At 73.1% G+C, this 26904-nt stretch carries 25 protein-coding genes; 18 read left to right on the top strand and 7 right to left on the bottom strand.

The window, feature by feature from the left end:
* Positions 1–23 precede the first annotated feature (23 nt).
* A complete protein-coding gene (locus AB0H28_RS08680) occupies positions 24–602 on the bottom strand; it encodes an NUDIX hydrolase (RefSeq protein ID WP_358036090.1) in 579 nt (192 codons plus the stop codon).
* A 294-nt stretch (positions 603–896) separates the two neighbouring features.
* Here AB0H28_RS08680 and AB0H28_RS08675 point away from each other — a divergent pair, with 294 nt between their 5' ends.
* Entirely contained in the window at positions 897–1895 is a 999-nt protein-coding gene (locus tag AB0H28_RS08675; protein WP_358036088.1) for a winged helix-turn-helix domain-containing protein, read from the top strand.
* Between the two features lie 118 nt (positions 1896–2013).
* Here AB0H28_RS08675 and AB0H28_RS08670 read toward each other — a convergent pair whose 3' ends face one another.
* Complete coding sequence (locus AB0H28_RS08670; RefSeq protein WP_358036086.1) at positions 2014–3099, bottom strand: coenzyme F420-0:L-glutamate ligase; 1086 nt, start codon at positions 3097–3099, stop codon at positions 2014–2016.
* Positions 3096–4043, bottom strand: coding sequence for a 2-phospho-L-lactate transferase (gene cofD / locus AB0H28_RS08665; RefSeq protein WP_358036083.1), 948 nt, complete (start codon positions 4041–4043; stop codon positions 3096–3098). Before cofD ends, AB0H28_RS08670 begins: the two co-directional genes overlap by 4 nt.
* A 99-nt stretch (positions 4044–4142) precedes the next feature.
* Between cofD and AB0H28_RS08660 the strand changes: the two genes are divergently transcribed.
* The 6 genes from AB0H28_RS08660 to AB0H28_RS08635 all read left to right on the top strand — a co-directional run bounded on the left by AB0H28_RS08660 (position 4143) and on the right by AB0H28_RS08635 (position 10779).
* Positions 4143–5207, top strand: a complete 1065-nt coding sequence (locus AB0H28_RS08660) for a hypothetical protein (RefSeq protein WP_358036081.1) — start codon at positions 4143–4145, stop codon at positions 5205–5207.
* A 97-nt stretch (positions 5208–5304) separates the two neighbouring features.
* Positions 5305–7800, top strand: coding sequence for a bifunctional FO biosynthesis protein CofGH (locus tag AB0H28_RS08655; RefSeq protein WP_358036079.1), 2496 nt, complete (start codon positions 5305–5307; stop codon positions 7798–7800).
* 151 nt (positions 7801–7951) lie between these two features.
* Positions 7952–8242: a hypothetical protein gene (locus AB0H28_RS08650; protein WP_358036077.1), complete on the top strand. Its 291-nt coding sequence runs from the start codon at positions 7952–7954 to the stop codon at positions 8240–8242.
* Positions 8243–8314: 72 nt separating this feature from the next.
* Entirely contained in the window at positions 8315–9712 is a 1398-nt protein-coding gene (locus tag AB0H28_RS08645) for a DUF4331 domain-containing protein (protein WP_358036075.1), read from the top strand.
* A gap of 12 nt (positions 9713–9724) precedes the next feature.
* The gene (locus tag AB0H28_RS08640; protein WP_358036073.1) at positions 9725–10063 is read left to right on the top strand and encodes a phospholipase; all 339 of its coding nucleotides are present in this window, start codon (positions 9725–9727) and stop codon (positions 10061–10063) included.
* A 455-nt stretch (positions 10064–10518) separates the two neighbouring features.
* Positions 10519–10779: a WhiB family transcriptional regulator gene (locus AB0H28_RS08635; RefSeq protein ID WP_013284161.1), complete on the top strand. Its 261-nt coding sequence runs from the start codon at positions 10519–10521 to the stop codon at positions 10777–10779.
* Positions 10780–10836: 57 nt separating this feature from the next.
* Here AB0H28_RS08635 and AB0H28_RS08630 read toward each other — a convergent pair whose 3' ends face one another.
* Positions 10837–11286: a metallopeptidase family protein gene (locus AB0H28_RS08630; protein ID WP_018787548.1), complete on the bottom strand. Its 450-nt coding sequence runs from the start codon at positions 11284–11286 to the stop codon at positions 10837–10839.
* Positions 11287–11441: 155 nt separating this feature from the next.
* Here AB0H28_RS08630 and AB0H28_RS08625 point away from each other — a divergent pair, with 155 nt between their 5' ends.
* From AB0H28_RS08625 to AB0H28_RS08610, 4 genes are read left to right on the top strand one after another with little or no spacing between them, the layout of a single operon-like run.
* Positions 11442–11810, top strand: coding sequence for a DUF3499 domain-containing protein (locus AB0H28_RS08625; protein WP_358036071.1), 369 nt, complete (start codon positions 11442–11444; stop codon positions 11808–11810).
* Between the two features lie 54 nt (positions 11811–11864).
* Entirely contained in the window at positions 11865–13121 is a 1257-nt protein-coding gene (locus AB0H28_RS08620) for a GNAT family N-acetyltransferase (RefSeq protein WP_358036069.1), read from the top strand.
* Positions 13099–13368, top strand: a complete 270-nt coding sequence (locus AB0H28_RS08615; protein WP_358036067.1) for a zf-HC2 domain-containing protein — start codon at positions 13099–13101, stop codon at positions 13366–13368. Before AB0H28_RS08620 ends, AB0H28_RS08615 begins: the two co-directional genes overlap by 23 nt.
* Positions 13365–14033: a hypothetical protein gene (locus tag AB0H28_RS08610; RefSeq protein ID WP_358036065.1), complete on the top strand. Its 669-nt coding sequence runs from the start codon at positions 13365–13367 to the stop codon at positions 14031–14033. The genes AB0H28_RS08615 and AB0H28_RS08610 overlap by 4 nt, the downstream gene beginning before the upstream one ends.
* Here the strand turns inward: AB0H28_RS08610 and AB0H28_RS08605 are convergent.
* Positions 14030–16849, bottom strand: a complete 2820-nt coding sequence (locus AB0H28_RS08605; RefSeq protein WP_358036063.1) for a hypothetical protein — start codon at positions 16847–16849, stop codon at positions 14030–14032. The genes AB0H28_RS08610 and AB0H28_RS08605 overlap by 4 nt on opposite strands.
* 142 nt (positions 16850–16991) lie before the next feature.
* Positions 16992–17408: a hypothetical protein gene (locus AB0H28_RS08600; protein ID WP_358036061.1), complete on the bottom strand. Its 417-nt coding sequence runs from the start codon at positions 17406–17408 to the stop codon at positions 16992–16994.
* 181 nt (positions 17409–17589) lie between these two features.
* Between AB0H28_RS08600 and AB0H28_RS08595 the strand changes: the two genes are divergently transcribed.
* A complete protein-coding gene (locus AB0H28_RS08595) occupies positions 17590–18249 on the top strand; it encodes a hypothetical protein (protein WP_358036059.1) in 660 nt (219 codons plus the stop codon).
* 47 nt (positions 18250–18296) lie between these two features.
* On the opposite strand, the gene AB0H28_RS08590 is transcribed toward AB0H28_RS08595, so the two are convergent.
* A complete protein-coding gene (locus AB0H28_RS08590) occupies positions 18297–19529 on the bottom strand; it encodes an SUKH-3 domain-containing protein (RefSeq protein ID WP_358036057.1) in 1233 nt (410 codons plus the stop codon).
* Between the two features lie 81 nt (positions 19530–19610).
* Between AB0H28_RS08590 and AB0H28_RS08585 the strand changes: the two genes are divergently transcribed.
* From AB0H28_RS08585 to AB0H28_RS08560, 6 genes are all read left to right on the top strand, one after another.
* Positions 19611–20024, top strand: a complete 414-nt coding sequence (locus AB0H28_RS08585; RefSeq protein WP_358036055.1) for a YbaB/EbfC family nucleoid-associated protein — start codon at positions 19611–19613, stop codon at positions 20022–20024.
* Between the two features lie 3 nt (positions 20025–20027).
* Positions 20028–20384 carry a hypothetical protein gene (locus AB0H28_RS08580; RefSeq protein ID WP_358036053.1) on the top strand — a complete coding sequence of 119 codons (357 nt, stop codon included), beginning with the start codon at positions 20028–20030 and terminating at the stop codon, positions 20382–20384.
* Between the two features lie 24 nt (positions 20385–20408).
* Complete coding sequence (locus AB0H28_RS08575) at positions 20409–24647, top strand: toxin glutamine deamidase domain-containing protein (protein ID WP_358036603.1); 4239 nt, start codon at positions 20409–20411, stop codon at positions 24645–24647.
* Positions 24644–25111, top strand: a complete 468-nt coding sequence (locus AB0H28_RS08570; protein ID WP_358036051.1) for a hypothetical protein — start codon at positions 24644–24646, stop codon at positions 25109–25111. Before AB0H28_RS08575 ends, AB0H28_RS08570 begins: the two co-directional genes overlap by 4 nt.
* Complete coding sequence (nfi, locus tag AB0H28_RS08565) at positions 25108–25791, top strand: deoxyribonuclease V (RefSeq protein ID WP_358036049.1); 684 nt, start codon at positions 25108–25110, stop codon at positions 25789–25791. Before AB0H28_RS08570 ends, nfi begins: the two co-directional genes overlap by 4 nt.
* Positions 25792–25904: 113 nt before the next feature.
* On the top strand, positions 25905–26852 hold the full coding sequence (locus AB0H28_RS08560; RefSeq protein ID WP_358036047.1) for a hypothetical protein: 948 nt from the start codon (positions 25905–25907) through the stop codon (positions 26850–26852).
* Positions 26853–26904 lie beyond the last annotated feature (52 nt).

The raw sequence follows: 26904 nt of genomic DNA, 5'->3' as shown, positions 1-26904 counted from the left end.
GCCGCCGGGGTGGCGGGGTGGCCTCAGCCGGCGGCGCGGCGGGCCAGCGCGGACAACGCCGGCGCCACCAGTTGGGCGGTCGCGTGGGCGAGCGGCTCCGGCAGACGGTCCGACGGGAACCAGCCCAGCGCCTCGGACTCGTCGCTGACCCGCTCGGTCGCGCCGGCCGGGGCGAACACGGCGTACCGGACGTCGTAGTGCAGCGAACCGCCCTGGCAGGTGACCGGGTGGATGTCCACGTCGATCGGCGTCGGGTCCAGGGTCAGGTCGGGAATTCCCGACTCCTCGGTGGCCTCGCGCAGCGCGGCGGCGGCGAGGCTCCGGTCGCCGGGCTCGCAGTGCCCACCGAGCTGCACCCACCGGCGGAGCTTGCGGTGCAGGCAGAGCAGCACCCGCCCGCCGGTCGGGTCGAGGACCAGCGCGCTTGCGGTCACGTGGCCCGGCCGGTGCGCGCGGCTCATCGCCACCGGCCCGGCGGCCAGCAGCGCCAGCGTTCGGTCGGTGTTGGCCGCTGCGGCCGGGCTGGTCGCCGCCCAGCGGCTCAGCCGCGCGACGGTGTCGGCGTGCAGGTCGGTGAAGGCGGCGGGATCGGTGTCGGACACCCGGACACTCTACGAGCGTCGCGGCGGTGGACGGTGCCGCGGACCGGATGAGCGAAGGCCGGACGGCACCCCTGCGGAACGAATCCGCAGACCCTCGTGGTGCCGTCCGGCCACGCCCGTCAGCCGGCGACCGGGTCGACACTGCACCCCGGCGTCGGCGGGCAAGGAAGAGTCTGCCGAATCGGCCGTTCCGACGTCGAGGTCTTTCACGTCACGCTTAAAGATGGAGATTAGTACCGGCGGGTAAAGTGCCAGGGGTGGCGGGCACCTCCGCCGTCCACCCGGGAGCACTCCATGTTGAAGATCATTTTCTCGAGCGAGGACATTCTGCGGACCCGGGTCGCCCCGGCCGCCGACCCGCTCTGGGAGTTGGTCCTCAGTCTGCACCTGCTCCAGGGACGCAGCCGTGACCCGCTGTCGACCACCTGGCGGCGCGGCGTGGCGCAGGGCCTGCGCACCGACCCCAACGCCGAGCGCTACCGACTGCTCCTCGCGCTCAACCCGCCGGTCGGCTACTTTCCCGACTTCCTCACCCCGTCCGCCAGCCGGGACGGGTTCCAGGCCGGGCTGGAAGCGGTCCGGGGCACCCCGCTCGGCAGGCTGCGCCGCGACCTGACGGTGCTCGCCGGGGAGACCGCACTGCCGCCGTCGGCGTCCGCGCTCGCCCGCGGCGAACCGGAGGTGCTCCAGGACCTCACCGACACCATGGCGCGCTACCACGCGCTGGCGGTGACGCCCTACTGGGCCCGGGTCCAGGCCGCGGTCGAAGCGGACCGGGCCCGCCGCGCCCGGGCCATGCTCGACGGTGGCGCCGAAGGGCTGCTGGACAGCCTGAAGCCCGCCATGCGGTGGGCCGACGGGGTGCTCGAGGTGCTCGACTACCCGGACACCCGGGAGCTGCACCTGGACGGCCGGGGCCTGCTGCTCGTCCCCTCGTTCTTCTGCTCCCGCACGCCGGTCGCGCTGCTCGACCCGAGCCTGCCACCGGTGCTGGTCTACCCGGTCGACCGGCTCGGCGGCCTCACCCCCGAGGCCGGTGGCGGGCGGGACGGCGACGCCGCCCAGCGGGAGGCGCTCGCCGCGCTGCTCGGGCGCACCCGCGCGGCAGTGCTCCAGGTCGCCGACGAGGGTTGCACCACCGGCGAGATGGCCCGACGGCTGCACATCTCCGCCGCCGCGGCCAGCCAGCACACAAGCGTGCTCCGCAACGCCGGGCTGCTGGTCAGCCACCGCGACCGCAACACCGTGCTGCACACGCTGACGCCGCTGGGCCGCGCGGTCCTCGACGCCTGACCGACGTCGCTGCGGCCCGGCCGTCCGGCCAGTTCCCCGAACTGGCAGCCTCGCCGCGGTGCGGAGACCACCATGCCGGGGAACTGGCGCGGGGAGCGCGCGGAAACGGGCCGGGCGGTCAGAGCGCCAACGTGGCGCTGGCGGTGGTGCCCGCCGGCGGCGGCAACAGCGTCGACGCGACACCCTCGGCGGCCAACGCGGTACGCAGGCGTTGCAGGTCCGCGCCGAACCGGACCAGATCCGGCCGGTCGACCGGGGTGGGTGCCGCGCCGAGCACCAGACCGGTGGCGGCGGCCGGCCAGTCGGGCACGGTGGCGGCGAGTCCGGCGCGTACCTCCTCGTCGGTGACGTGGGTGAAGACGGTGCCGGGGGCGACCACGCCGGCGACCGCGGCGATCGCCCGGGCCACCGCGGCCGGCTCGGCGGACGCCGGGCCGACGCCGTCGGCGAGGGTGGCCGCCGACCGCAGACCGTCCGCGCGCGCCTCGGCCGTGCCCAGCGAGAAGAGATCCAGCGAGGCGTCCCGCACCAACGTGCGGGCACCCTCGTCGTCGTCCCGGGTCGCGTCGAGATAGCCACGGACGACCGCGACGGGCACCTCGTCGCACTTGCCCTTGACCAGCTCACCGGCACCGGCCAGCTCGTCGACCACGGCCATCTGGGTGAGCTGGAGTTCGTTGCCGTACGGATCGACCTCACCCCGGTGGTCGCGGATCGCCGGCAGGCCGGCCACCCCGAGCGCCACGTCGGTGAGACCGTTGCGCCACGGACGGCCCATGGTGTCGCTGACGATGACCGCGACGTCGAGGCCGTACCGGTCGCGCAGCGCGGCCCGCAACGCCCGGGCGGAGGCGTCCGGGTCCACCGGCAGCAGCACCAGCCGGGTCTTGTCCACGTTGGACGCGTCGATGCCCGCGGACGCCATCACGAACCCGTGGTGGGTCTGCACGATCCGGGTCGCGCCGCGGGTGGCGACCACCCGGGCGGTCTCGGCGGCCAGCACCCGGTCCCGCTCGGCGAGACGTTCCGGGCCGTCCGCCGGCACGTCGACCAGCCGGCCCTCCGCCTTCGACACGATCTTGCTGGTCACCACCAGCACGTCGCCGTCGCGCAGCCATCCGGCCGCGCCGGCGATCAGCGCCGCCAGGTCGTCGCCCTCGGTCACGTGGCCGATGCCCGGCACCGGCAAAATCTCCAGCCTCACCGCAACTCCAGCGCGGCGCGCACCATCGCGGCGGTCGCCGCCTCGTCGGTCATCCGCAGCGGCGCCGAGGCGACCGCCACGTCCGGCACCACGGCCCCGGCGTCCTCCGGGGCGACCAGCCAGCCGTCGAGCAGGCCGCCGGCCGACCGACCGCCGTAGAGGCCGCCCACCCCCGCCGCGCTGCACTCGACCCCGAGCACCGCCAGACAACGGTCGGCCATGCCGCGTACCGGCGCGCCGCCGATGATCGGCGACACCCCGACGACGGGGGCCGGGCCGCCGGCCACCGCGTCGCGCAGGCCGGGAACGGCCAGCACCGGGGCGATGCTGACCACCGGGTTGCTCGGCGCGATCAACACCACGTCCGCGGCGGCGATCGCCTCGACCACGCCGGGCGCGGGCTTCGCCGCGTCCGCGCCGACGAAGACGAACTGGTGCGTCGGGACGTCGGCCCGGTGGCGCACCCACCACTCCTGGAAGTGGATCGCCCGCCGGCCCGGCCCGTCGTCGATGATCGCGTGGGTCTCCAGGCGCTCGTCGGTGGCCGGCAACAGGCGTACGCCGGGTTGCCAGCGGGTCGCGAGCGCCTCGGTGACCTGGGACAGCGGGTAGCCGGCGTTGAGCATCGTGGTGCGCACGAGATGAGTGGCGAGATCCTTGTCGCCGAGGCCGAACCAGCTCGGCTCCGCCCCGTACGCGGCCAGTTCCGCCTTGACCGTCCACGTCTCGCCGACCCGGCCCCAGCCGCGTTCCGGGTCCGCGCCGCCACCCAGCGTGTAGAGCACGCTGTCCAGGTCGGGGCAGACCTTCAAGCCGTGCAGCAACAGGTCGTCGCCGACGTTGACCACGGCGGTCACCTCGGCGCCCACCTCCCGGGCGTACGCCCGGACGCCGAGCAGGAAGCGCGCGCCCCCGATGCCGCCGGTCAGTACCACGATGCGCATGCCGTCCATCCTTGCGCACGTGCCGCCGTCGATCGTCCGATGGCCGGAGAGACTAGGCTCACTTCGCCAACTGTCCGCTTTCGTCCCCTGGGGGAGTCCGTGACCAGCCCCGTCGAGCCCGCGTCCGGTGACGCCGCGCAGGCCAGCCAACTGACCAAACCGCTACGCGAGCTGGCCGCGCTCGTTCTGCTCGGCGCGAACGCCGTGCTGCTCTTCGCCGCCCTGCTGCGCCTGCTGGTGCCGGCCGACGACTACAGCACGTTCAGCGGCCGGGCCGGGAGCGCATTCTTCGCCTTCGTCGGGCTGGAGGCGACGGTCCTGCCGCTGCTGGCCGTCCTGCTCGCCACGCACGTCCGCCCGACGCTGCCGAGGGCGAAACTGATCACTCAGGTGGCGATCGTCGAGTACGCGGTCTCCGCGGTCTTCGGCGCGCTGACGTTCCTGGCGTGGCTGGTCGGCCGGCTCGCCGACGGCGCGGTGCTGGATGCGTTCCTCGGGCTGCTCACCCGGGTGGCCTGGCTGGCGGTCTTCGCGGTCGCCGGGTACGTCGTGTTCAAGATCTGGCGCACGCTCTACTACGTGCCGAAGCCCAAGCCGCAGCCCGGCGTCTACGGTCAGGCCCAGCCCGGCTGGCCGCAGCAACCCGGTCAGCCCGGCGGCTACCCGGCTCCGGGCGGCTATCCGCCGGCCGGGGTGCCCCCGCAGCCGGGCCAGGCCCCGGCGGGTTACCCGCACGCGGGCGCGCCGCCGCAGCCCGGTTGGCCGCAGGCCGGTCCGTACGGGCAGCCGCAGTCGGCGCCGCCGTTCAACACCGCCCCGCCGCACGCCCCGCAGTCGGCCCCCCCGTTCAGCCCCCCGCAGCCCGGTGCGCACCCGGGCCCGCAGTCCGGCGCTCCGCAGTTCGGCGCTCCGCAGTTCGGCGCCCCGCAGTTCGGCGCTCCGCCGTCCGGCGCTCCGCAGTCCGGCCTTCCGCAGCAGGGTGGCCCGCAGCAGGGTGGCCCGCACTTCGGCCCGCCGTCGGCGCCGCCGTTCGGCCAGCCGCCGTCCGCCGACCCGACCCAGGCGATCCCGCGCCAGTCCGCCGAGCCGGGCCAGCCGACTTCCCCGGCCGACGAGGAGCGCACCCAGCGCTTCGACCGCGAGGACCCGAACCAGCCCCGGTGACGCCGGAGCGCAGGTGTTAAGCGGGGCCCCCTTCTCTACCGGAGGCGTTAACAGGGGGCCCCTCCTTACACCCGGCAGGGGTGCATAGGCTGGGCCGATGGTTGATGCGAGGGTGCGGCGGGCGCTCGGCCGCGCCGCCACCGGCCGGGCGCTGGACGTGGACGAGGCGGGCGCGCTGCTCACCGCCCGCGGTACGGCCCTCGACGAGCTGCTGGGCGTCGCCGGCGACATCCGCGACGCCGGACTGCGCGAGGCCGGCCGGCCCGGCGTGGTGACGTACTCCAAGAAGGTGTTCATCCCGCTGACCCGGCTCTGCCGGGACCGCTGCCACTACTGCACCTTCGCCACCGTGCCGCACCGGCTGCCCGCCGCCTACCTGGAGCGCGACGAGGTGCTGGCGATCGCCCGGGAGGGGGCCGCGCAGGGCTGCAAGGAGGCGCTGTTCACGCTCGGCGACCGTCCGGAGCAACGGTGGCCGGCGGCCCGGGAGTGGCTGGACGAGCGGGGCTACGACTCGACGCTCGACTACCTGCGCTCCTGCGCGGTGGCGGTGCTGGAGGAGACCGGCCTGCTGCCGCACCTGAACCCGGGCGTGCTCACCTGGTCGGAGCTGCAGCGGCTCAAGCCGGTCGCGCCGAGCATGGGCATGATGCTGGAGACCACCGCGACGCGGCTCTGGTCGGAGCCGGGCGGCCCGCACTTCGGCTCCCCGGACAAGGAGCCCGCGGTGCGGCTGCGGGTGCTCGACGACGCCGGCCGGGTGGGAGTGCCGTTCACCACCGGCATCCTGATCGGCATCGGCGAGACCGGCGCCGAGCGGGTCGACGCGCTCTTCGCGATCCGTCGCGCCATGCGCGAGTACGGCCACCTCCAGGAGGTGATCGTGCAGAACTTCCGCGCCAAGCCGGACACCGCGATGCGCGGCATGCCGGACGCGGAGCTGCACGACCTGGCCGCCACCGTGGCGGTGGCCCGGGTGCTGCTCGGCCCGCGGGCCCGCATCCAGGCGCCGCCCAACCTGATCGCGGGCGAGTACGACCTGCTGCTGCGCGCGGGCATCGACGACTGGGGCGGGGTCTCGCCGGTCACGCCCGACCACGTCAATCCGGAACGGCCCTGGCCGCAGCTCGACGAGCTGGCCGCGCGTACCGCCGCCGCCGGGTTCACCCTGCGCGAGCGGCTGACCGTCTACCCGGAGTACGTGCGGGCCGGCGGGCCGTGGCTGGATCCGCGCCTGCTGCCGCACGTCACCGCGCTCGCCGACCCGGTGACCGGGTTGGCGGTGGAGGCGGCCCACCCGGTGGGGCGGCCGTGGCAGGAGCCGGAGGAGGTCTTCGGCGGCCGGACCGACCTGCACGCCACGATCGACGTGACCGGCCGGACGGAGGACCGGCGGGGCGACTTCGACAGCGTCTACGGCGACTGGTCCGAGGTGGCGAACAAGGTCAAGCGCCCGCCCGGCGTGCCCGGGGCCGAGGGCGCGGACGGCGACCTGCGCGCGGGGCTGCGACTGGCCGCGACCGAACCGGCCGCGTTGCTGGCGCCGGCGCACGAGGCGAAGGCGTTGGCGCTGTTCGGCGCGGACGGCCCGGCGCTCGACGAGTTGTGCCGGATCGCCGACGACGCGCGCCGCGACGCGGTCGGCGACGACGTGACCTACGTGGTCAACCGGAACATCAACTTCACGAACGTCTGCTATGTGGGCTGCCGGTTCTGCGCGTTCGCCCAGCGGGAGAGCGACGCGGACGCGTTCCGGTTGTCGCTGTCGCAGGTGGCCGACCGGGCCGAGGAGGCGTGGACGGCCGGCGCCACCGAGGTATGCCTCCAGGGTGGCATCGACCCGAAGATGCCGGTGACCGGGTACGCCGACATCGTCCGCGCGATCAAGGCACGGGTGCCGGGGATGCACGTGCACGCGTTCTCCCCGATGGAGATCGTCACCGCCGCGGCGAAGGCCGGCGTGCCGGTGCGGGAGTGGCTGACCCGGCTGCGCGAGGCGGGCCTGGACACCATCCCGGGCACCGCCGCCGAGATCCTCGACGACGACGTGCGCTGGGTGCTCACCAAGGGCAAACTGCCGGCCGCCGCCTGGGTCGAGGTGGTGAGCACGGCGCACGAGCTGGGCATCCGGTCCAGCTCGACGATGATGTACGGCCACGTCGACCATCCCGGCCAGTGGCTGGCACACCTCCGGGTGCTGGCCGGGGTGCAGGACCGCACCGGCGGGTTCACCGAGTTCGTGGCGCTGCCGTTCGTGCACACCAACGCGCCGATCTACCTGGCCGGCATCGCCCGGCCGGGGCCGACGTGGCGGGAGAACCGGGTGGTGCACGCGATGGCGCGGCTGCTGCTGCACGGCCGGATCGACAACATCCAGTGCTCCTGGGTGAAGCTCGGCGACGCCGGCACGGTGGAGTTGCTGCGCGGCGGCTGCAACGATCTCGGCGGCACGCTGATGGAGGAGACCATCTCCCGGATGGCCGGCTCGGGCAACGGTTCGGCGCGTACCGAGGAGCAGTTGCGGGCCATCGCCACGGCTGCCGGGCGGCCGTTCCGCAAGCGGACGACCGCGTACGGTCACGCCGGCGCCTGACGTCGAACCTTTCCTCGCCGCCGGCCGTACCTGTGGATGCCGGCGGCGGTTGCGGCGAGGACCGCCGCCGGTGACCCCAGCCCCGGGACCCGGCCGCGTCCGGGTGCCCGCCCCCGCGGCGCCGTGGCGCCTGGTTGCGGAAAGGTTGCCGATGAGCACTGACGAGACCACCGACGCGCCGAGGCGGCGGGCCTGGCCGCGGTTGACCCGCCGGCAGACGTTGACGGCCGCCGCGAGCGCCACGCTCGGCGCGGCGGCGCTCACCGTGCCGGGCCTGTCGGCCGCGCAGAACGCCCCGTCGGCGGGTCGGCGCGACGAGCCGATCGTGGTCCATCTCCGCGACGCCGCGACCGGCACGATGGACGTCTTCGTCGGCACGACGCGGGTCGAGGTACGCGACCGCGGTCTGGCCGACCGCCTGGTGCGTGCCGCCCGTCGCTGATCTGCGCCCCCTCCCCGGCGCGGGCTCCCGACGCCGGTCCGACTCACGTTCCCGACGAAGGTGTGGTCCGCCATGTCCTCTCACCGCGAGGCCCCGGAGATCGCCAAGGATCCGGTCGCCGACAGCTCCGACCTGTACGCGTTCGTCAGCCCGACCCGGCCGGACACGGTCACGTTGATCGCCAACTACGTGCCGGTGCAGCTTCCGTCCGGCGGCCCCAACTTCTTCGAGTTCGGCGACGACGTCCGGTACGAGATCCACGTCGACAACGACGGTGACGGTCACCCGGACGTCACCTACCGGTTCGAATTCACCACCGAGATCACGAATCAGAACAGCTTTCTCTACAACACCGGGCCGATCGAGTCGCTGGACAGCAAGAACTGGAACCGGCGTCAGTTCTACCGGTTGACCCGGGTGGTGGACGGTCGCGAGCACGTGCTGGCGACGAAGCTGCCCTGCCCACCGTGCAACGTCGGTCCACTGTCCACGCCGGACTACCAGAACCTGGTGCGCCAGGCGACGTTCAAGCTGTCCACCGGCGAGAAGGTGTTCGCCGGCCAGCGCGCCGACGGCTTCTTCGTGGACCTGGGCGCGGTGTTCGACCTGGGCACGCTGCGGCCGTTCCAGCAACTGCACGTGGCCGGCAAGAAGCTGTTCCGGACCGAGGGCGAGCCGGTCAACGCGCTGGACCGGCTGAACGTGCACAGCATCGCGGTCCAGGTGCCGCTGGCCAAGGTGCGCCGCAGGGCCAGCCGGTACGGCTACGCCGACCGCGCGTCGACCATCGGCGTCTGGACCAGCGCGTCCCGCCAGCAGGTCCGGGTGCTCGGCGACCGGGTGTCGGCGGACGTCGCCACCGGCCCGTTCACGCAGGTGTCGCGGCTCGGCAACCCGTTGTTCAACGAGGTGATCGTGCCGATGTCCAAGAAGGACCTGTGGAACACCCTGCCACCGTCGGAGGACAAGCGGTTCGCCGGGTTCGTCGAGCGGCCCGAGCTGGCCGGGTTGCTGCCGGTGCTCTATCCGGGGGTCTTTCCCCGTCTCGACACGTTGCACAAGACGAAGAAGCCGCGCGCGGACCTGGTGGCGATCCTGCTCACCGGGATCCCGGCCGGGCTGATCGACGGCTTCGCCAACACCACCGGGGACACCCAGGCGGACATGCTGCGGCTGAACACGGCGATCCGGCCCAGCGCCAAGCCGGACCGGTTCGGGGTGCTCGGCGGCGACCTGGCCGGCTTCCCCAACGGCCGGCGGGTGGGCGACGACGTGGTGACCATCGCGCTGCGGGCGATCGCCGGGCTCACCGTGCCGCTGGTGGACAAGACGTTCACGCCGGACGCGGCGGCGGCCGCCGTCACGCCCGGTATGGACGCCGGCGACGTGACCGCGCCGTTCCTCGCCGACTTCCCCTTCCTCGGCACCCCGTACGACGGGTTCAACAACCCGCCGGCGAAGAAGTCCTGACGGGAGCACGACATGCACCAGCACCACGATCTCGGTCCGTCGTTCAGCGGCAGCGTCCTGCTCGACCTCGGCGGCGACACCGGCGCGCTGATCATCCACACCGGTCGCGACCTGCACGGACGGGAGATCGAGATCAGTCGCGGGGACGGTGACGGCCGGCGGGTCCATTCGGCGGTACGGGAGCGGCACGTGCGCGACGGCGTCTTCCACAGTGCCGTCTACCCGGACCTGGAAGCGGGCGTGTATACCGTCTGGTGGGACGACGACACACCCGCCGGTGCGATTTCCGTCATCGGCGGGTCGATCGCGGAATTCGGCTGGCCGACCAGCTCACCGTCGCGAAACGACTGACCGGCGACTTCGCCGGCCCACGCGCCCTGTCCACTTGGTGGACAGGGCGCGAGCGGCGTTGGCCGTCTGGAGGGGCGCCACCGCGCCGGGCGCGTTACCCTTTGCCCCACCAAAAGTGATCTTGGGCGACGGCCGGCGGGGGCGCCGGCGCCCGCGCGTCGACGCGCCACGGCAGAAAACTTCGGGCAACTCGCCGGGGAGGGCGTTACTCGTGCGGGGTCTGAATCGATAGGGCAGGTTGCGAGGCTACGGGCGGCCGGGGCGGCCGTCCCGGACGTGTCGGGAGGGCGACTCCATTATCAAGTTTGGCTTGACGGCGCACGCATTACACGCGTGTAATTTGAATGGGGTTGTTCGCACGGAAGCGCACCAATTGGGCCCGTACGAACAAGCACGCCTTTCGCGTGGGGGGTTGCAGCGGCGAATGACGCCGGTGCGCGACAAGGAGGCAATCGATGGACGGCCAGCTCGAGGTGGCCGACCTGCTCGGGAACGCGCCGGAGTGGCAGGAGCGGGCGCTCTGCTCGCAGACCGACCCGGAGGCGTTCTTTCCCGAGAAGGGCGGCTCGACCCGCGAGGCGAAGCGCATCTGCTCGCGGTGTGAAGTGAAGACGGAATGTCTGGAGTACGCGCTCGGCCACGACGAGCGGTTCGGGATCTGGGGCGGCCTCTCCGAACGGGAGCGGCGCAAGCTCAAGCGGCGGGTAGCCGCCTGAGCGGCGTACGGGCCGGGGCGGTGGGGGCCGCCCGGTCCGTGGGGCCGACCTCGGCGCTCAGGCCAGCTCGTCGGGGTCGACCCCGAGCAGGTTCGCCACCTGCTCGATGATCACGTCATGCACGAGATCCGCCAGGTCCTCCCGGTCCATGGCGCGGAACTCCAGCGGTCGCCGGTAGAGCACGATCCGCGGCGGGACCTCCTGGCGGCCGGGCCGGCCCGGCAGCAACCGGGCGAGCGGCACCTCGCCGTCCTCCAGCACGTCGGAGTCGTAGACGTTCAGGTCCGGCGGGACGTCCTCGACCGCGAACTCCACCCCGGCCAACTCCTTGGCGAACCGGCGTTCGAGCGTCTCCACCGTGTCGAGCACCAGGTCGTCGAAGACCTCCGCCTTGGTCCGGGCCAGCGGCACGGTGGCCGGCACCAGCCGCCCGCGCAGCCCCCGACCGTGCCGGTCGCGGTGGGTGCGCCGGCCGGAGCCGGGGCGGCGGTTCTGCGGGCTCGTCATGACGGACAGGGTAGCCCGGTGAGCCGGCCCGACCGCCGCCGCGCGGCACGCCCGGCGCGCCGGTGCGCCGATCATGCGAATTGTGATCACCGTGACGGGCGTGTCGTAACGCGAAGCGGTGCGCCGGACCCGGTAATGGGGATACCCTGCCGCACGTGAGGTCACCACGGCGCTGCTCCCGTAACGGCTGCCCCCGGCAAGCGGTCGCCACATTGACCTATGTCTACAACGAGTCGACGGCGGTGGTGGGGCCGCTCGCGGCGTTCGCCGAACCGCACACGTACGACCTGTGTGAGCAGCACGCGCGCAGCCTGACCGCCCCGCGCGGCTGGGACGTGGTGCGGCACGAGGGCGAGTTCGAGCCGCCGCCGCCCACCACCGACGACCTGGTCGCGCTGGCCGAGGCGGTACGCGAGGCCGCCCGCCCGGCCCCGCCCCGGCCGCCGGAGAGCGACCGCTCCACGCCGCAGGCCCCCCAGCAGGGCCGCCGGGGGCATCTCCGGGTGATCCCACCCAACCACTGACCCCCGAGGCGCCGGCCCCTTGCGGGCGGGTCGTCCGGGGCTGAGGATGTGGGCATGATCCCGCCGACCGTCGACGCCGCCCTCGGGCGGATCCACCTGCGTGATCTGTCGACGGAACCCGACCCCGCCCTGCTGCGGCGGGCCTACCGGGAAGTGCTCGCGCCCAGCTTCACCCCGGACCAGATGGTGAGCTTCGAATCCCTCGCCACCCCCGGCACGACGTGGGTCGGCGTCGCCCTGCACGACGGCGCGCCGGTCGGCGTCATCGTGACCGACCCGTTCGAGCGCGTGCTGCTGCTGAGCTACCTGGCGGTCCGTCCCGGCCTGCGCGGCAGCGGGGTCGGCGCGGTCCTGCTCGACCACGTGTTGCCGGCCTGGCGACGCCGCTGCGGATCCGACGTGGTGCTCGCCGAGGTCGAGGACCCCCGTGCGCACGCCGCCGGCGACTTCGGCGACCCCACCGCCCGGCTCCGTTTCTACCAACGGGCCGGCTTCGGCCTGCTGCCGGTCCCGTTCGTGCAACCGCGGGTACGCGACGACGCGCGCCGGGAACGCGGCATGTTCCTCGCCGTCCGGCCGGGCGGTGAAACCGTCCCGCAGGACCTGGTCCGGTCGTTCGTCGTCGACTACTACGAAGACGCCGAGGGGCCGGAGGTCCGAGACGATCCCGAGTTCGCCGCCCTGCTCACCGCCGTCGACCGGCAGCCGGCCGCGCTCGTCCCGCTGACCCCCGACCGGTACGCGGAGATACCCACCCTCGACGTGACGGCCGAGCTGCTCCGCCGGGACTACCCGCCGACCGCCGCCGCACTGGACCTGTTGTCCACCGACGACCGGGCCGGCGCGGTGCTCGACACCGTCTGGGCGCGCGTGCTGGCCCGGCTCGCCGGCGGGGAACGACTGCCCCGGCCCCGGGTCGCCGTGCTGACCGAGTTGCTCGACACGCTCTCGGACGACGGACTGCTCTTCGTGTCGGCGGAACCGGCCGACGGCGCCGTGCTCCAGTGGTGGTTCGCCGGCGAGGACGAGCCGTGGGCCGGGTGGTGGCGCACCGACCCGCCCGACTGGTCCGACGACACGCCGCAGCCGCACCTCGTCGCGCAGGCCGTCCGACGATTGCCCCCGCTGCCCCGGGTCGCCCTCATCCTGGCCGACGTGCTCGGCGTCGCCCCCGCCGAGGCGGCGGCCGTCGTCGGGCGCGCCGAGCAGGAATACCAGGAGTTGGTGGGCGTCGCGCGGGCCGAGGTGGTCGCGCTCATCGACCGGCGACTCGACAGGGAGGAGCAGGGTGGACGCCTTCCTGCGTTGTGACCGGGTGGTGACGCTCACCGCGCGCCTCGCCGACGGCACCGTGGCCGCGGACTCGCGGGAACTGGTGGAGATGCACCTGCTGACCTGCCCTACCTGCCTGCGGCACGTCCGCAAGGCGCAGCTCGTCCGGAGCCACCTCGCCGCGCTGCCCGGCCGGCAGGCCCCGGCGCACCTGGTCGCCCCGGCGCCGGCGTCCGCCGCGGCGAACCCCGCACCGGCGTCCACCGGAAGCGAGCCGGCGTCGTGACGTACTACAAGTTCCTCGGCGCGGGCCAGGTCGCACCCTTCAGCGGGCAGGTCTGGTCCGCCGACTGGCTGGAGACGCCGGAGGTCGCTCCGTGCCACCGCGGGCTGCACGCCTGCCGGGTGGCGGACCTGCCCTACTGGCTGCACGACGAGCTGTGGTCGGTCGAGTTCGACGGGCCGGTCACCGTGGTGGGGCACAAGGTCGTCGGTCGACGCGGCCGGTTGTCGGCCCGCGTGTCCGGCTGGAACCCCGGCACCTCGGCCGCGTTCGCCCTGGCCTGCGTGGGGCGTACCGCCGGGCACGCCGCCGCCGAGTGCGGCGACCTCGACGACGGTGCCCTGACCGCGGCGGCCGACCGTCTCCTGGCACCGGCCGGCGCCGCGCCCGCCGGCCCCGACCCGTGCGCCGGCCTGCGTGAGCTGGCGCTGCGCCGGCAGGAGGCGGCGGCTCGGGCCGGCCGACCCACGGCGGCCCTGGTGTGCGGCTACCTGGCCGACGCGGTCGAGATGGCCACCACCTACCCGGCGCCCGCGCTCGGCTACGTCGCCGCCCGGGCGGCGCAGGCCCGCCGGCCCGAACCGGACGGCGACCGCCACGAAGAGGAGCGGCGCTGGCAGACCGGGTGGCTGGTGGACCGTCTCCGGCTGCCCGCCGACGCGACCTAACCGGCCAGCGCCTCGGCGAGCCGGTCGACAGCGTCCAACTCGACCTCGGCGTCCAGGTCCAGGCGCTCCACCACGTCCCCCCAGTAGTCCGTGAAGGGGCCTCGGCGCTGGTACAGCTCACTCGGCCGGGGACCGCGGGGAAAGAGCGTGGCGGCCAGCGCCCCGGCGTCCGTGCCGGCGAGCGCGCCGTCCGGCACGACGCCGGCGGTCGGCTCGACCAACGCCGCGAGGATGTCCGGGAAGGCGCCGCGCCCCACCCACCCGGGCACCCGTCCGGCGGCCCGGGTCGTCATCTCGTCGTAGAACTGGCTGGTGTACTCGTCCGGCGCGCTGACGACGGGGTCGAGCGAGTTGGCCATGCGGTGGAACACGAAGGCCCGCTTCACCGCCTGCCCGTACTCGCGCGCGGCGGCGACCGGATCGGTGTCGTGCCACAGGTCGGCGAGCAGCCGGTGCACGTTCGCCAGCAGCTCCGAGTCGACCTCTCCCGCCTCGGCCAGCCGGCGCATCCGCTCACCCGACCGGCGACACCGGACCGCGGCCGACCCGTGGTCGCCAGCGGCGTACGCGACCTCCGCCCACTCGAAGTAGAGCCAGGCGACCATCCAGTCGTCGTCCAGGTCGACGAACTCCGACTCCAGCTGACGGTAGGTCCTCTCGGCGTCGGCGAACCGGTGGTCGTACCAGAACGTGTGCGCGGTGAACAGGCGCAGGTAGAGCCAGGCCCGACGGTAGACACCCGCCGCCTCCGGGGAGCGGCCCGGAGCCCGCCAGCCGTGGCGGACCCCACACAGCTCTCCGACCGTCCGCAGCGCGTGCCGCGCCTCCGTCCAATGTGCGCCCGCCGGCTTGTCCGGGCCGGTCGGGTAGTTGCGGTGGAAGCGGCGGACCTCGTCCAGCAGGTCCCGGTCCAGCTTGTCCTGGGCCGCCCGCTGCCAGCTCTCCACCAACTGGTGGCAGAACGCGAAGTCCACGTACAGGCCCCACCACCAGAACGCCTCCAGGAACAGCACGACGAACTGTGCCCGAGTCAGGTCCCGATCCTCGGACAACTGGGCGGAGTGGTACATCCAGTCGGTCTCGTGCATCTGCCACACGGCGTCCTCGTACTTGAACCAGGACCCGTACGCCGTCTCCGTCTTCGCCTCGATCTCGGTGATCTGCCGGTAGTAGTAGGCCGCCGCGCGGCTGTGGATGCGGGTCCACCGGTCCGGCGTGAACCGCCGGACCGCCTCGGACATCGCGGGCCGGATGAAGTCGTGCAGGCGGAACCGCCCGGCGACCGACAGCGGATCGAGCAGCCCGAGTCGCTCGATCTGTCGTACGGCGTCGCTCACCTGCTCCGGGTCGGCCGCGGGATCCTCGCCGCCCAACAGGTCGACGAGCATCGGCACGTCGAAGCTGTTCAGCAGCGACGCCACCTCGGCGACCCGCCACACGTTCGGGTTCCGGTCCGGTTGGATCACCTCGCGGACCAGCCGGTCGAGCTTCGGGTCACCGCCGTCGGACAGGTCGATCAGCATCTCCCGCAGGCGGCCCGGGACCAGCGCCTCGTCGAGATGGGCGGTGATGAACTGGGTGACGAGCCGGAGCCCGTACGGATGGCCGCCGGTGAACGTCGTGACGGCCTGCGCGAGGCGGACGCCGGCCCGGTCGCCGAAGTGGTACGTCAGGTAGGAATGCGCCTCCGCCACCGTGAACCGTGGCAGTTCCTCGATGAGATCCGGATCCAGGACCCGGCGGCCGTGCTCGGCATACTCCCGCGGCACCAGCGACAGCACCACGGCGGTGTCCGGCAGGCGCCGGGCGAGCCGCACGAACCACTGCCCCACCGCGTCGTCGATGAGCGTCTCGAACCCGTCGAGAATGAGGACCGCCCGCCGGCCGGCCAGGAACGCGCGCCAGTCGGTGAGGAAGGCGTCGTCGATGCCGCGCTGGGCCCGACTCAACCGTTCGAGGGGGCTCTCCGCCGGACCCTGCACGTTGACGTCGACCTGGGCGTTGGAGATGGCGCCCCAGGACTTCGCGACGAACGTGTTGTTCATCGTGACGGTGCTCGCCCGCGGCGCCCCCTCCTTGGCGACGGCGAACGTGCCGAACTGACCGATCACGTCCTGCACCAGGTCACCGAGGAACTGTGTCGACTTGTCCAGGAGCAGGGCCGCGACGGCGGGGGTGACCGCCGGCCCGTACTGGCCGCTGTACGCCTCGCTGAGCCCGTACACCTCCGGTGACTCCTGCGGTCGCATCGGCATCAGCACCGCGTCCGGGAACTCCCGCCGGACGGCGTCGCGCAGCATGGTCAGGAACGAGGTCTTGCCCATGCCGTGCCCGCCGACCACCGCGAAGGTTCCCCGGCCGGTCTCGCGGATGCCGGCCAGCACCGTACGCAACTGCTCGCCGCGGTCGATCAGACCGTCGACCACCTGGATGACGGGCTCGGTGGCGGCGACGACCTCCCGCGCCGGAGCCGGCTCGGGAAGCGGCGTCGGCGTGACCGGCGCCGCGGTCGCCCGGACGTCCTCGATCACGCCGCCGGTCGTGGCGCGGAACGTGCTGTCACCGTCACCGGAGAGAACGATCCTGCGGATCTTCCCGCCGAGGCGGGCGGTGAAACGGTGCCCCAGCCGACGGGGGAGCTGGCCGCCGGTGCCGGCCGACAGTGACGCGACGGCCGCCACGAAGCTGCCGACACCGGCCAGCCAACTGGTCACCTCGACACCGCGCAGACCCCAGACCACCGCCACGATCGCGAGGCCGAGTGCCGAGACGGCGGCGGCCAGGGTGCGCAGTTTCCGAGAGGTCGAAGAGGACATGCCGACACTGTGGGACAGAACAGCGGGGAAACTCGATCCCTTGCTCGGACGGATCTGCCGAGGAAACGGTCGATTGCTGGTCGAAACCGCTGTCCTGTCAGCTATCCGATACGACTTCTGTCACAGCGCCGTCATCGTCGGCTCACGCCCGCCGGTGGGCACAACCCGCGACGAGGCGCACCGGTTCGGTGGTCTCGGTGAGCGAGTTGGGCTCGACGACCAGGCGCGCGATGGCGGTGGCCGGGCCGCCCCGGAAGGCGCCCCGGTCGGCGGGGATGGTCGCCGTCCAAGTGCCGGCGGTGCGCTCGTCGGTGCACGCGCCGATCACGCCGAAGCCGAAGCCGGCGATCGAGGCACGCCGTACCCGCTGGCCCAGGTGGACCTCGATGTACGCCAGGCCGCGCTCGTCGCCGCAGTCGTACCGGCCACCGATCGTGGCGGTGTGGGCGCGGACATCGGCGGTGCCGAGGCGGTCGACCGAGATCGTGGGTGCGGCGGCGACGACGGTGGCGCCCGGCGCGAGCCCGACGGTGACGGCGGTGACGAGAGCGACGAACATGCGCGGACTCCTGTCGGCTGTGGTGTGGGCCTCAGGATCCCACCGGCATGCCGGGCGTGAGCTGCAAGATCTCGGACAGAACGTGGTTGGTCGCTCTCCGTGTCGATAGCCGCGATGCGATGAACGGTCCGGCCCTCTCATCCGTACCAGGCGTCGAACGACACCGACGACGGGAGAGAACGTGAAGGTGCAGCGCAAGCACGTGCTGGCGGCGACCGTGGCGGTGGCCGCCAGCGTGGTCGTCTCGGTGGGCACGGGGATGGGTTTCGCGCAGACCGCGCCGGCCGGACGAGCGGTCTGCGCCGGTTCGGTCACCTTCTCGGCCGAGGGCGGTCCGCCGGCGGCGACCAGCGACCGGTTCCCGGTGGGCACCCGGCTGCGGGTGACGAACCTGGACAACGACAAGGTGGCGACCGTGACGGTCACCGGGACGGCGGGCAGTTGCGTGCTGCTCAACGCCGCCGCCATGGACCTGATCCGCGAGCCGGGCAAGAACGTCATCCGCCGCAACGTGGTGGAACGCCTCGACGGCCTCGCCCCGGTGCCCGGTGAGGACCGGCCGGTCGAGACCCGGCCGGGCAACGCCCAGCCGGTCGGCGGCAGCGCCTGCACCGGGGCGATCACGTTCTCCGCCGAGGACGGGCCGCCGGCCGCCACCAGCGGCCAGTTCCCGGTGGGTACCCGGCTGCGGGTGACCAACCTGGACAACGACCTGGCCGTGACCGTGACGGTCACCGGGCCCTCGGGCAGTTGTGTGCTGCTGAACGCGGCGGCCATGGCCGCGATCCGCGAGCCGGGCAAGAACCTGGTGCGCCGCAACGTGGTGCAGTTGCTGCGCTGAGGCCCGCAGCGGTCGGGGTGAGCCGCGGGGTGTCCGGTCGGGGCGGCTCACCAGCTACCGTCGTCGCGCACCCGGGCGGGGGCGCGGCCGAGCAGCAGGGTGGTGAGGGCGGCGTCGATGTCGGCGCCGAGGAACCACTCGCCGGCCTGGTCGAGCGCGAAGACCCGGCCGTGCTCGTCGACTGCCAGGACGCTCTCCTGACGTTCGCTGCCCAACGGGAAGAGGCGGGCGCCCAGGACCGCGCCGAAATCGGCGAGGGTGTCGGCGGTGTGCGCGACGCGGAGCGGATTCGTCGAGAAGCGGCTGATCCACACCTGCTCCCCAGGCCCGCGTCGCCTACTCAGGATGGCAGGGAACGCGGTGAGCGCCTCCTCGGCGGCCGAGAAGACCTCATGTCGGTGGTGCTGCCCCGCGATCTCCCTTGTCTCGGCGATCGCACCCAACGCGAGTGCTTCGTTGAACATGCTGAGCTGCCACCCCCCGTCCGTCAGCGCATGCGCCACCTCGTCCGGAAATCGTCCAGGTTGGACGAGGGTGCGCGACTCGGGCCGCCACTGCTCGACGAAGGCCAGGTCGGACCGGGGAAGGACGGCGAAACGGACCAGGAACGCGATGCACGAGTCGCAGGGCAGGTTGGCCTGGCCGCCGGCCGGGTCACCCGCTTCGCGGCTCCGGAACACCTCGATCCGGCCGGCGGCCAGCAACTCGCGCGCCTGCGCGACGGTCATCGGTGGCAGCCCGTCGGCGGTGCGGCGGTGGTCGTGCTCGTGCAGGGCGTCGGAGACGACGATCATCTCGGCGTGCCGCTCGCCGCCCCGGACGAGGTGGCCCGCGGGCAGCTCGTCCAGGTAGGACCGGACGAGCGGATGGTGGTGCAGCTCGACGTCGCCCTTGGCACCCTGCGCAACGTGGAGCCGGCCGTCCAGCGTGAGGTGGGCCGCGCCGCCGGGGGTGGGCAGCCGGGTCAGCTCGCGGAGCAGTTGCCCGGCCGGGTCCACGGTGCGCCGAGCGCGCGGTGCGGCCGGCCGGCGTTGCCGGTACATCCGCTCGACCGCGTCCGCCGGGATCCGGGGCCAGGTGGACAACTCGCCGGTCTCCTTGTCGATGACCGTGGTCGGCAGGTCGCCGGGCAGGGCCCGCGCCTCGGTGGACACGGTGGAGACGATCACGTAGCCCAGGTCGAACTCCTTGACCACCGGCGAGCAGGGGACACCGAGGCGGTCGGAGTCCCGCCGGGCCCAGACGGAGGCGATCTGCTCGGCCTGTTGTCGCTCGATCACCACCTGAAATTACTGGACCCCACGGACTTCGTGGCACCCGGTATGGTCGGCCCTACCCACGGTGACGGAAGGGGAGCTGCGGTGGCCGAGAGTGCGGACCGGGATGCGAACCGTGCGCTGCGCGCGCGATTCGACGACGTGTACGGCCAGTACCAGCGCCTGCGGTCCGGGCTGGACGAACTCCAGGCCAGGCTGGCCGAGTTGCGGGTGACGGAACGCTCCGACGACGGTCAGGTCACTGCGGTGGTCGGGGCGCGTGGCGAGCTGATTAGCGTCGAGATCAGTGCGGCCGTGTTCCACGAACGTGACGCCCGGGCACTGAGCCGCAAAATCACCGACACGGTGCTGCGGGCCTCCGCCGCTGCCGGCACCGCCACCCGCGACCTGGTCTCCGGTTATCTGCCGCCCGGCTCGCCGTCGGTCGACTTCCTGCGTACCCATGACTTCGGCGCGCTGCTGGGCCGGGCTGACGCCGTCGCCTCGCGCGGCGAGTGACCGGTGGCCGGGGAGGAGATCTGGCTGGACGCGGAGCGGGCCCGGCGCGGTGGCGCCGACCTGGCCGCAACCGGCAGGGCCGTGACCCGCGCGCGGCGGGAGACCGGTGCCCCGATCGCCGCGGCGGGTGGGCAGAGACCGTGGGGGCGGGACGACATCGGCGCCGCTTTCGACAAGCACTACCAGGGCTACGCCGAGACACTGCTGCGGGCGTGGGAGTTGCTCGGCCGGTCGCTCGAAGGGGTCGGCTCCGACGTGGTCCGCTCGGTCGCCGCGACCGTCGAGACGGACCTGGGCAACGCCCGTGACCTCGGGCAGATCCCACACCAACGGCACGATCCGCATCGGCCCTGGCGCTGACCACCGGAGGATCCGCGCGTGAGCATGCTGCCCAGCCCGATCCCGCATCCGCTCGACTACTGCCCCTGGGACGTGCCCGGCTGGATCCACGAGGCGCTCGACTGGGTGGTCGGCGTGGAGTGGCCCGAGGGCAACGAGCGCGCCGTCTGGGATCTGGCCGACCAGTGGTACGGCGTGGCCGGCGTCCTGACCGGGCCACGTGATGACGCCGTCACCGCCGCTGGCGAGGTGAAGAGCGGCTACGGCGGTGTCGGCCTGGTGGCTCGCGCGTTCGACACGGCGTGGGACAAGGTGGCCGGCGGCGAGGACGCCCCGCTGCACGTCCTGACGGCGGCCACCGACGAGTTGGGGCGGCTGGTCGACTCCTGCGGCTGCGACATCGAGGGCGCGAAACTGGAAGCCTGGATCGAGTTGGGGATCCTGGTCGTGGAACTGCTGTCCCTCGTGGTGGTCACCGCGCTCACCCTGGGCGCCGCCTCACCGGCGGCGGGGGCCGCGATCGCCGCCACCCGGGTCGCGGTGCAGCAGATCTTCAAACGGCTGGTGGCCCAACTGGCCCGCAAGGCGATCAAGGAAGGCATGAAGGAGGCGGGCGAGCGGGCCGCCAAGGAGATCGTCAAGAGCGGCGCCCGCGGGCTCGCCCGCAAAGCGGTTCTCGGTGGCCTCGTCGAGGCCGGGCAGGAGGCGGGCACCAGCCTGGCCACCCAGGCGTATCAGAACTCCACCGGCCGGCGCGACGGCCTCGACCTGACCGACGTGGGCGCGTCGGGGCTCGGCGGTTTCGCCGGTGGCGCGGCAGCCCCTCTCGCCGGCCTCGGCCGGCATGCGTCCGGGCGGTTCACCCGCATCGGGGAGCACTTCGGTCGGGAGATGGCCGGCGAGAGCATCGCGGAGACCGCAGCCGGGCTGGCCACCGGCCAGGGCCCGTCGTTGGAGGACCTGGCCCGCGCCGCGGCCTCCGGTGTGAGCGGCTCCGCCACCGGGCAGGCCGACACGGCGTTGCACCACCGGCTCGACGGGAGGCTCGACGGCCTCACTGCTCCGCCGTTGGGCTTGGATCTGTTGTCCGGCACCGAGTTGACCACGTCGATCCCGGCGCATCGACCGCCCGAACCGCCCGTGTCCGTTCAGAATGACGTCCCGACCACCGATCACGTCCGGACAGGCCCGGCAGCGACCGCGCCTTCGGTGGCATTGTCGGTCGACGATGCCGTGACCGCGACGCATCACCCTCGAATGGCGCAGGAGCCGACCGCCACACCCCTGCCCACCTCGCAGACCACCGGCCCCGCCATGATGACGACCGCCCCGGCACATTCCGCGCTCGCCGCCGCCCCGACGCTTTCCGCCGTGACTCTCGATGCGCCGATCGCAGGTGCCTCACTCGCCGGTCCGACCGACACCCGCAGCAGCCCGACACCGGCCCAGCCCGAGATGAGTGCTCCACCTGGGGCCACTGCGATGCAGGCGGCAGCGGCGCCGGGGACACTGCCCCCACCCGTCAAAGATCATCCGCACTCGGCGCCGGCCGCCCCGGACCGAATCATCACGGGAGGCGGTGATGGCCAGGTCAACTCGCCCACGGCCGCACCCTCCCATCCACAGGTCGCTCCGAGGCCAGCGGCGCCGGCTGCCGGGCCGGACTCCCGGCCGGTTCCGAATCCCCGCTTCCCGCTGTTGGAGACGTTGGCTCCGCCGCGTCCCTCGACGGATTTCGCGGCCCCCTTCCGCGGGCCGGCCGACCCGCAGGCCGCGCACCGCGAGACCCCGCAACAGCGCACCGTGCGTCTGACGGCCGATCGTGAGGCGCTGGACCGGCGTCGTTACCAGGGCTATCTGTCGTCGCAGCGGGCCCTGCACGAGGAGAACCGGCGGCAGTCGCAGGTCAGGGAGCTACGTGATATCGCCGAGCAGCACTACGATGCGACGCGCTGGCTCCTGACGCGGGGTCACGAACTGCGCCAGGCCGGGCAGCACCACCTTGCCGACCAGCACGTGCGGGAGGGGCGGCTGCGGGAGCGGCTGCACTACCGGGCGGTCGATGAGGCGGATGCGGTACGCGCCGGCGAGCGCCTGCCGGAACGGGTGATGGTCGAGGACGACCTCGACTTCCACCGGATCAACGACGACGTGGCCGACCTGGCGCTCGGCGCAGTGGAGACGGCCGACGAATCGGCGCTCAGTGGTCACGGCCATCCACCACCTGCCGACCGGTCGCGTCCCTACGGCCGCCGTGGCGGTCTCCGGCCTCCGCTCGCACTGCACCAGACCGACCTCGAACGGCAGATGCCCCGCGATCCGGGCGGTGGCGTGGTCCGCACCGCCGACCCCCGCCGTGGTGGGTGGTTCCGGCTCGCGAACGACGGTGGGCCTTCCGCCGACGCCACCCGGGGCATCAACTGTCTCGACTGCACGCTGTCGCTGTTCGAGACGTGGGTGCACGCCCGGCCGCGGGTCGCCGCGCCGCGTACCTTCGACGGCTACCTGGCAGGCGACGTCCGTCGGCCGGTCGGCGGCGAGGTGGACGGTCCGCTGCGGGTCGAGCAGACGACCGGGGGGCGGTTCCAGGACTTGTGCGTGCCCGACCGGTCCGGCGTCGCCGGTGACCGTCGGAGGCTGGTCGAACGCGGATACCGCGACCTGCACGCGCAACTGGCGACGGGCGGTCACGGCAGCTACGCCTTCCTCATCACCAGCTTCGAGGGCGGCGGCTCGCACGCCTGGGTGGCGCTCAACCAGGACGGCACCGTCCTCTACCTGGATCCGCAGAGCGGGACAGTGGCGGGTCAGCCACTCTACCGCCACAGCGGGGTCCCGTTCCCCGGCAATGTGGTGGACGTGGACGCCCTGGTCCTCGGCCCGGACGGCCGTCCGATGCCGCTCACCGGGCGGCCACCCGGCAACTACAACGTGCTGCCCGAGCCCCGGCATCGCCCGGCATCGCCCCGGCTTCCGGCACCGCCGCCCCAACACGGCGGGACCGCGCCGGACCGCAACGGCGTTCACCTGCTCGGCGAGTCGACGACCGTCCACCGGCCGCCGGGAGGCACGCCACCTGTCGAGCCGGGGCCGGATCAGGTACGCGGGAAGCACCGCGAGGCACACGCGACCCGGATCGCCGCCGGCCTCTACGTGCGCGACGCGGTGGCCGCGAGTAGCAGCCTGGACGACACCTTCGCCGCCGGAGTGACGCCGGTCGAGCTGGCGCAGCACGCCGACGGGCCGACGCTGCGACGGCTCGTGCCGGGGCTGGACGAGAGCGCAGCCGGTGACCTGAGCCGGCTCCTCGCCGACCCGCGCGTGCAACGGATGCTCGACCAGAGCTGGGAGGCGCCGCCACGGCGTGAGGAGTTGCTGGCCGAGGCCCTGGTGCGGCAGCTCGCCGAGCGACCTGACCTGGTCCGGATGATCCTGGCGACACCGGAACTCGCCAACTCCCTGACGGCCAGGCCGGTGACCCTGCACCACCTGGCCAGCCACCAGCAGGCCATAGACGTGCTCGGTGACGTACTCCAGGAAATCCGAGTACGAGGCGCGCGGACTGTGTCCTCCGCACCGACGCCTGCTGTTGAGCCGACACCACTGACGCGAGAACAGGTGGCGGTAAGCCTTCGATTCGAGGGCGAGCGCCCATTGGCCCTCCAGCCAGGTTTTGACAACGCTCGATCTGGTGACCCGGCGTACCGAAAGTCCTACCTGGACCAGATGTATCGAGATGCGGTCGTCGCGCAGAGCGAACTGGACCGGTTTGGTCGTGAGTTGGCTGGTCTCTCGGTGAACGGGGCCGAGTACAAACCGCGGCCCGGGCCGAAGGATCGTGCCCGAGCCGAGGACAAGATCGCGCGAAGCGGTGGACACGCCAACCGTTTGCGCGATCTCGCCGCTGGCAGAATCTCCTACCAGACCTTAGATGATCTCTACGCCGGGCTGGCAAGTCTCCACAGCGATCCACGTCTTCGAGTGGCGAGATTCGAGGATCGGTTCCGCAACCCACAGGACAGCGGATATCGAGATATCCAGTTCTTAGTGCGAACCTCCACTGGCCATATCGGCGAATTCCGGTTGCAACTCGCCGCGCTGGATCAGGTGGCGGATTGGGAGCATGCCCTGTTCGAGGTGCGGCGTGACCTGGAAGCGGTGCCTCGGGGCGAGGGCCGTAGCCTCTCTGTCACGGAATCAGCGCTCCGGAAGGGCATCGCCCGACGCCAACGCGAACACTTCTGGAACGCGCTTCGATCGACCCTGAGCGGTGGGGACCAATGACAGAAGCGGCGGACGGGCTCAGCTTCGCCGGCTACTACGACTACTACGACACCCCGGTGAAGATCGTGCTCACAACGGAGGGTGCCCTGACCGCGTGGCGGTTGGATCGGAGGACGGGCGGATGGCAGGCGGCCAACGACATCGTCGACGAGATCGTTTTCGCCATGGGGGGCGAGGTCTTCGTCCGCTCGGCTGACCGGTTCGTGCAGCGTGTCGAGGAGGAACGGAGTCTGAGCCTGACGGGCGAAGGGCCGGTGTTCGCGCTCTATGAGACCGTGCGGGCGATCGAGGAGCAGGCCATCGCCGAGAGGCGCGCGTACACCCCGGAGGAGGCGGCGCTCGTCACGGGCATTCGGCGGCGGACCTTCGTGATGTTCGAGGAGCAGCTCCAGCGGGCCGGTGATCCCGGAGCCGACCCCACCATCGCGAGCGCCGCGACGGGCGGGGACACCGAGCGGCCGTGACAGTGCCGTACCGGCCGCCGGCCGACGCGGCCGAGGCGAGCCGCGTACAGGAGGAGTTGCGGTCCCGGGTCGAGCTGGTCGGGCCGGGACCGAGCGCGCCCGCGACGGTGGCCGGGCTGGACGTCGCGTACGCACCGAGCGGCGACCGTCTCGCGGCGGCCGTCACCGTCCTGGACGCCGTCAGTCTCGACGTGGTGGACGAGGCGGTGCACGTGGGCCGGCCGGCCTTCCCGTACGTGCCGGGGCTGTTCGCGTTCCGCGAGATGCCGGCGCTGTTGGCGGCGCTGGACTTGCTGACCGTCCGGCCCGAGCTGCTGGTCTGCGACGGGCACGGGGTGGCGCATCCGCGCCGGTTCGGGCTGGCCTGCCACCTGGGTCTGGTGACCGGGCTGCCGGCGATCGGGGTGGGCAAGACGCCGCTGGTCGGGTCGTGGACGGAGCCGGGCCCCCGACGCGGCGACCGGTCCGCCCTGCGCGACGGCGACGAGGTGGTCGGGCAGGTGTTACGGACCCGGGACGGGACCCGGCCGGTTTTCGTCAGCGTCGGGCACCGGATCGGGTTGGACGAGGCGGTGCGGTGGGTACTGGCCCTGACGCCGCGTTACCGGCTGCCGGAGACCACCCGGACCGCCGACCGGCTCTGCCGGCGGGTGCTCGCGGCCGGTGGCGACCGGGGCTGACGGCGCCCGCGTGTCGCGGCACACATGTCGAGCGTTCGATGAGCGGGGGTGCGGGTGGCCCGGTAGTAACCTGACCGGCGGATCCCGTCCGGGACGGAAACGGTGAGGTGGAGATGTCGGTGAGGCGGCACGCGGGGCGCTGGGCCACGGTCGGCGCGTTGCTGGGTGCTCTGGTGGCCGCCCCGGCGTCCCCGGCGGCGGCCGAGGGCGACCGGGTGGGGCTGCGCTCGGCGGGCAGCTTCACCGCCGGCGGGTCGGCGGGGGCGGTGTCGATCGAGGTACGCAAGCGCACCGCCGGTTGTGTGCTGCTGCGCACCGTGCTCGGGCTGAGGCTGGACGGACTGCGCCCGGAGCAGGTCCGGGTGCAGGTGGCGACCGCCGGCCGCTGGGTGGGGGTGCCGGTTTCCGGTGGCGGCGGTGTGGTCACCTCGGCCCAGGTGGCGCCGGTCGACCGGCCACTCTGCAAGGGCAAGGGCGCCACCGTGCGCTACCGGGTGACATTCCTGGCCGGTGCCGTGGGTGGGCGGCTGGAACTGGCCGGTGAGGCGCGTGCCGCCAACGGTCAGGTGCTCGCCCGGGCCGGCCGGTCGGCCCGGCTGGTGGGTGCGGAGCGGAGCCCGAGCCCGAGCCCGACGCCCTCACGCAAGCCCTCGCCGACACCCACGCCCAGCCCGGCCGCGTCGACGGTGGCCGAGACGGCCGGCACGTCACCGGTGGTCGCCGCCGTCGACCCGGCGGCCGGCGCCGCCGCCGACGAGTCGTCCTTCGGAGGTTCCCTCGTCATGTGGTTCGGCATCGCGCTGGTGCTGGTCGGCGCCGCACTCATCGTCCTGCTGGTGCGCCGCAGCCGGGCGGACCGGACGGACGGCGGCCCGGCCGCCGACCAACCGCCGGTCCCGCTGCCCCGCAGCAGCACCACCTACCGCTCGGGAACGCCCGGACCGTCCCCGACGGTGTACGGCGGCGGCCCGCCGGCCCGCCCGCCCGGCAACGTCTACGGCGGGCCTCCGGCGACGGCGGCCGAGGACGCCACGAGCGTGTTGCCCCGCATGCCGGACTGAGCCGGAACCCGGCGGGTCACCGGGGTTACGGTGACCGTGAGTGGCGGTGACC

It is taken from the genome of Micromonospora sp. NPDC050980 (assembly GCF_040653835.1).
GTDB lineage: Bacteria > Actinomycetota > Actinomycetes > Mycobacteriales > Micromonosporaceae > Micromonospora.
Note: the sequence above shows the minus strand (reverse complement) of the source record. Positions and strands in the feature narration are given on the sequence as shown.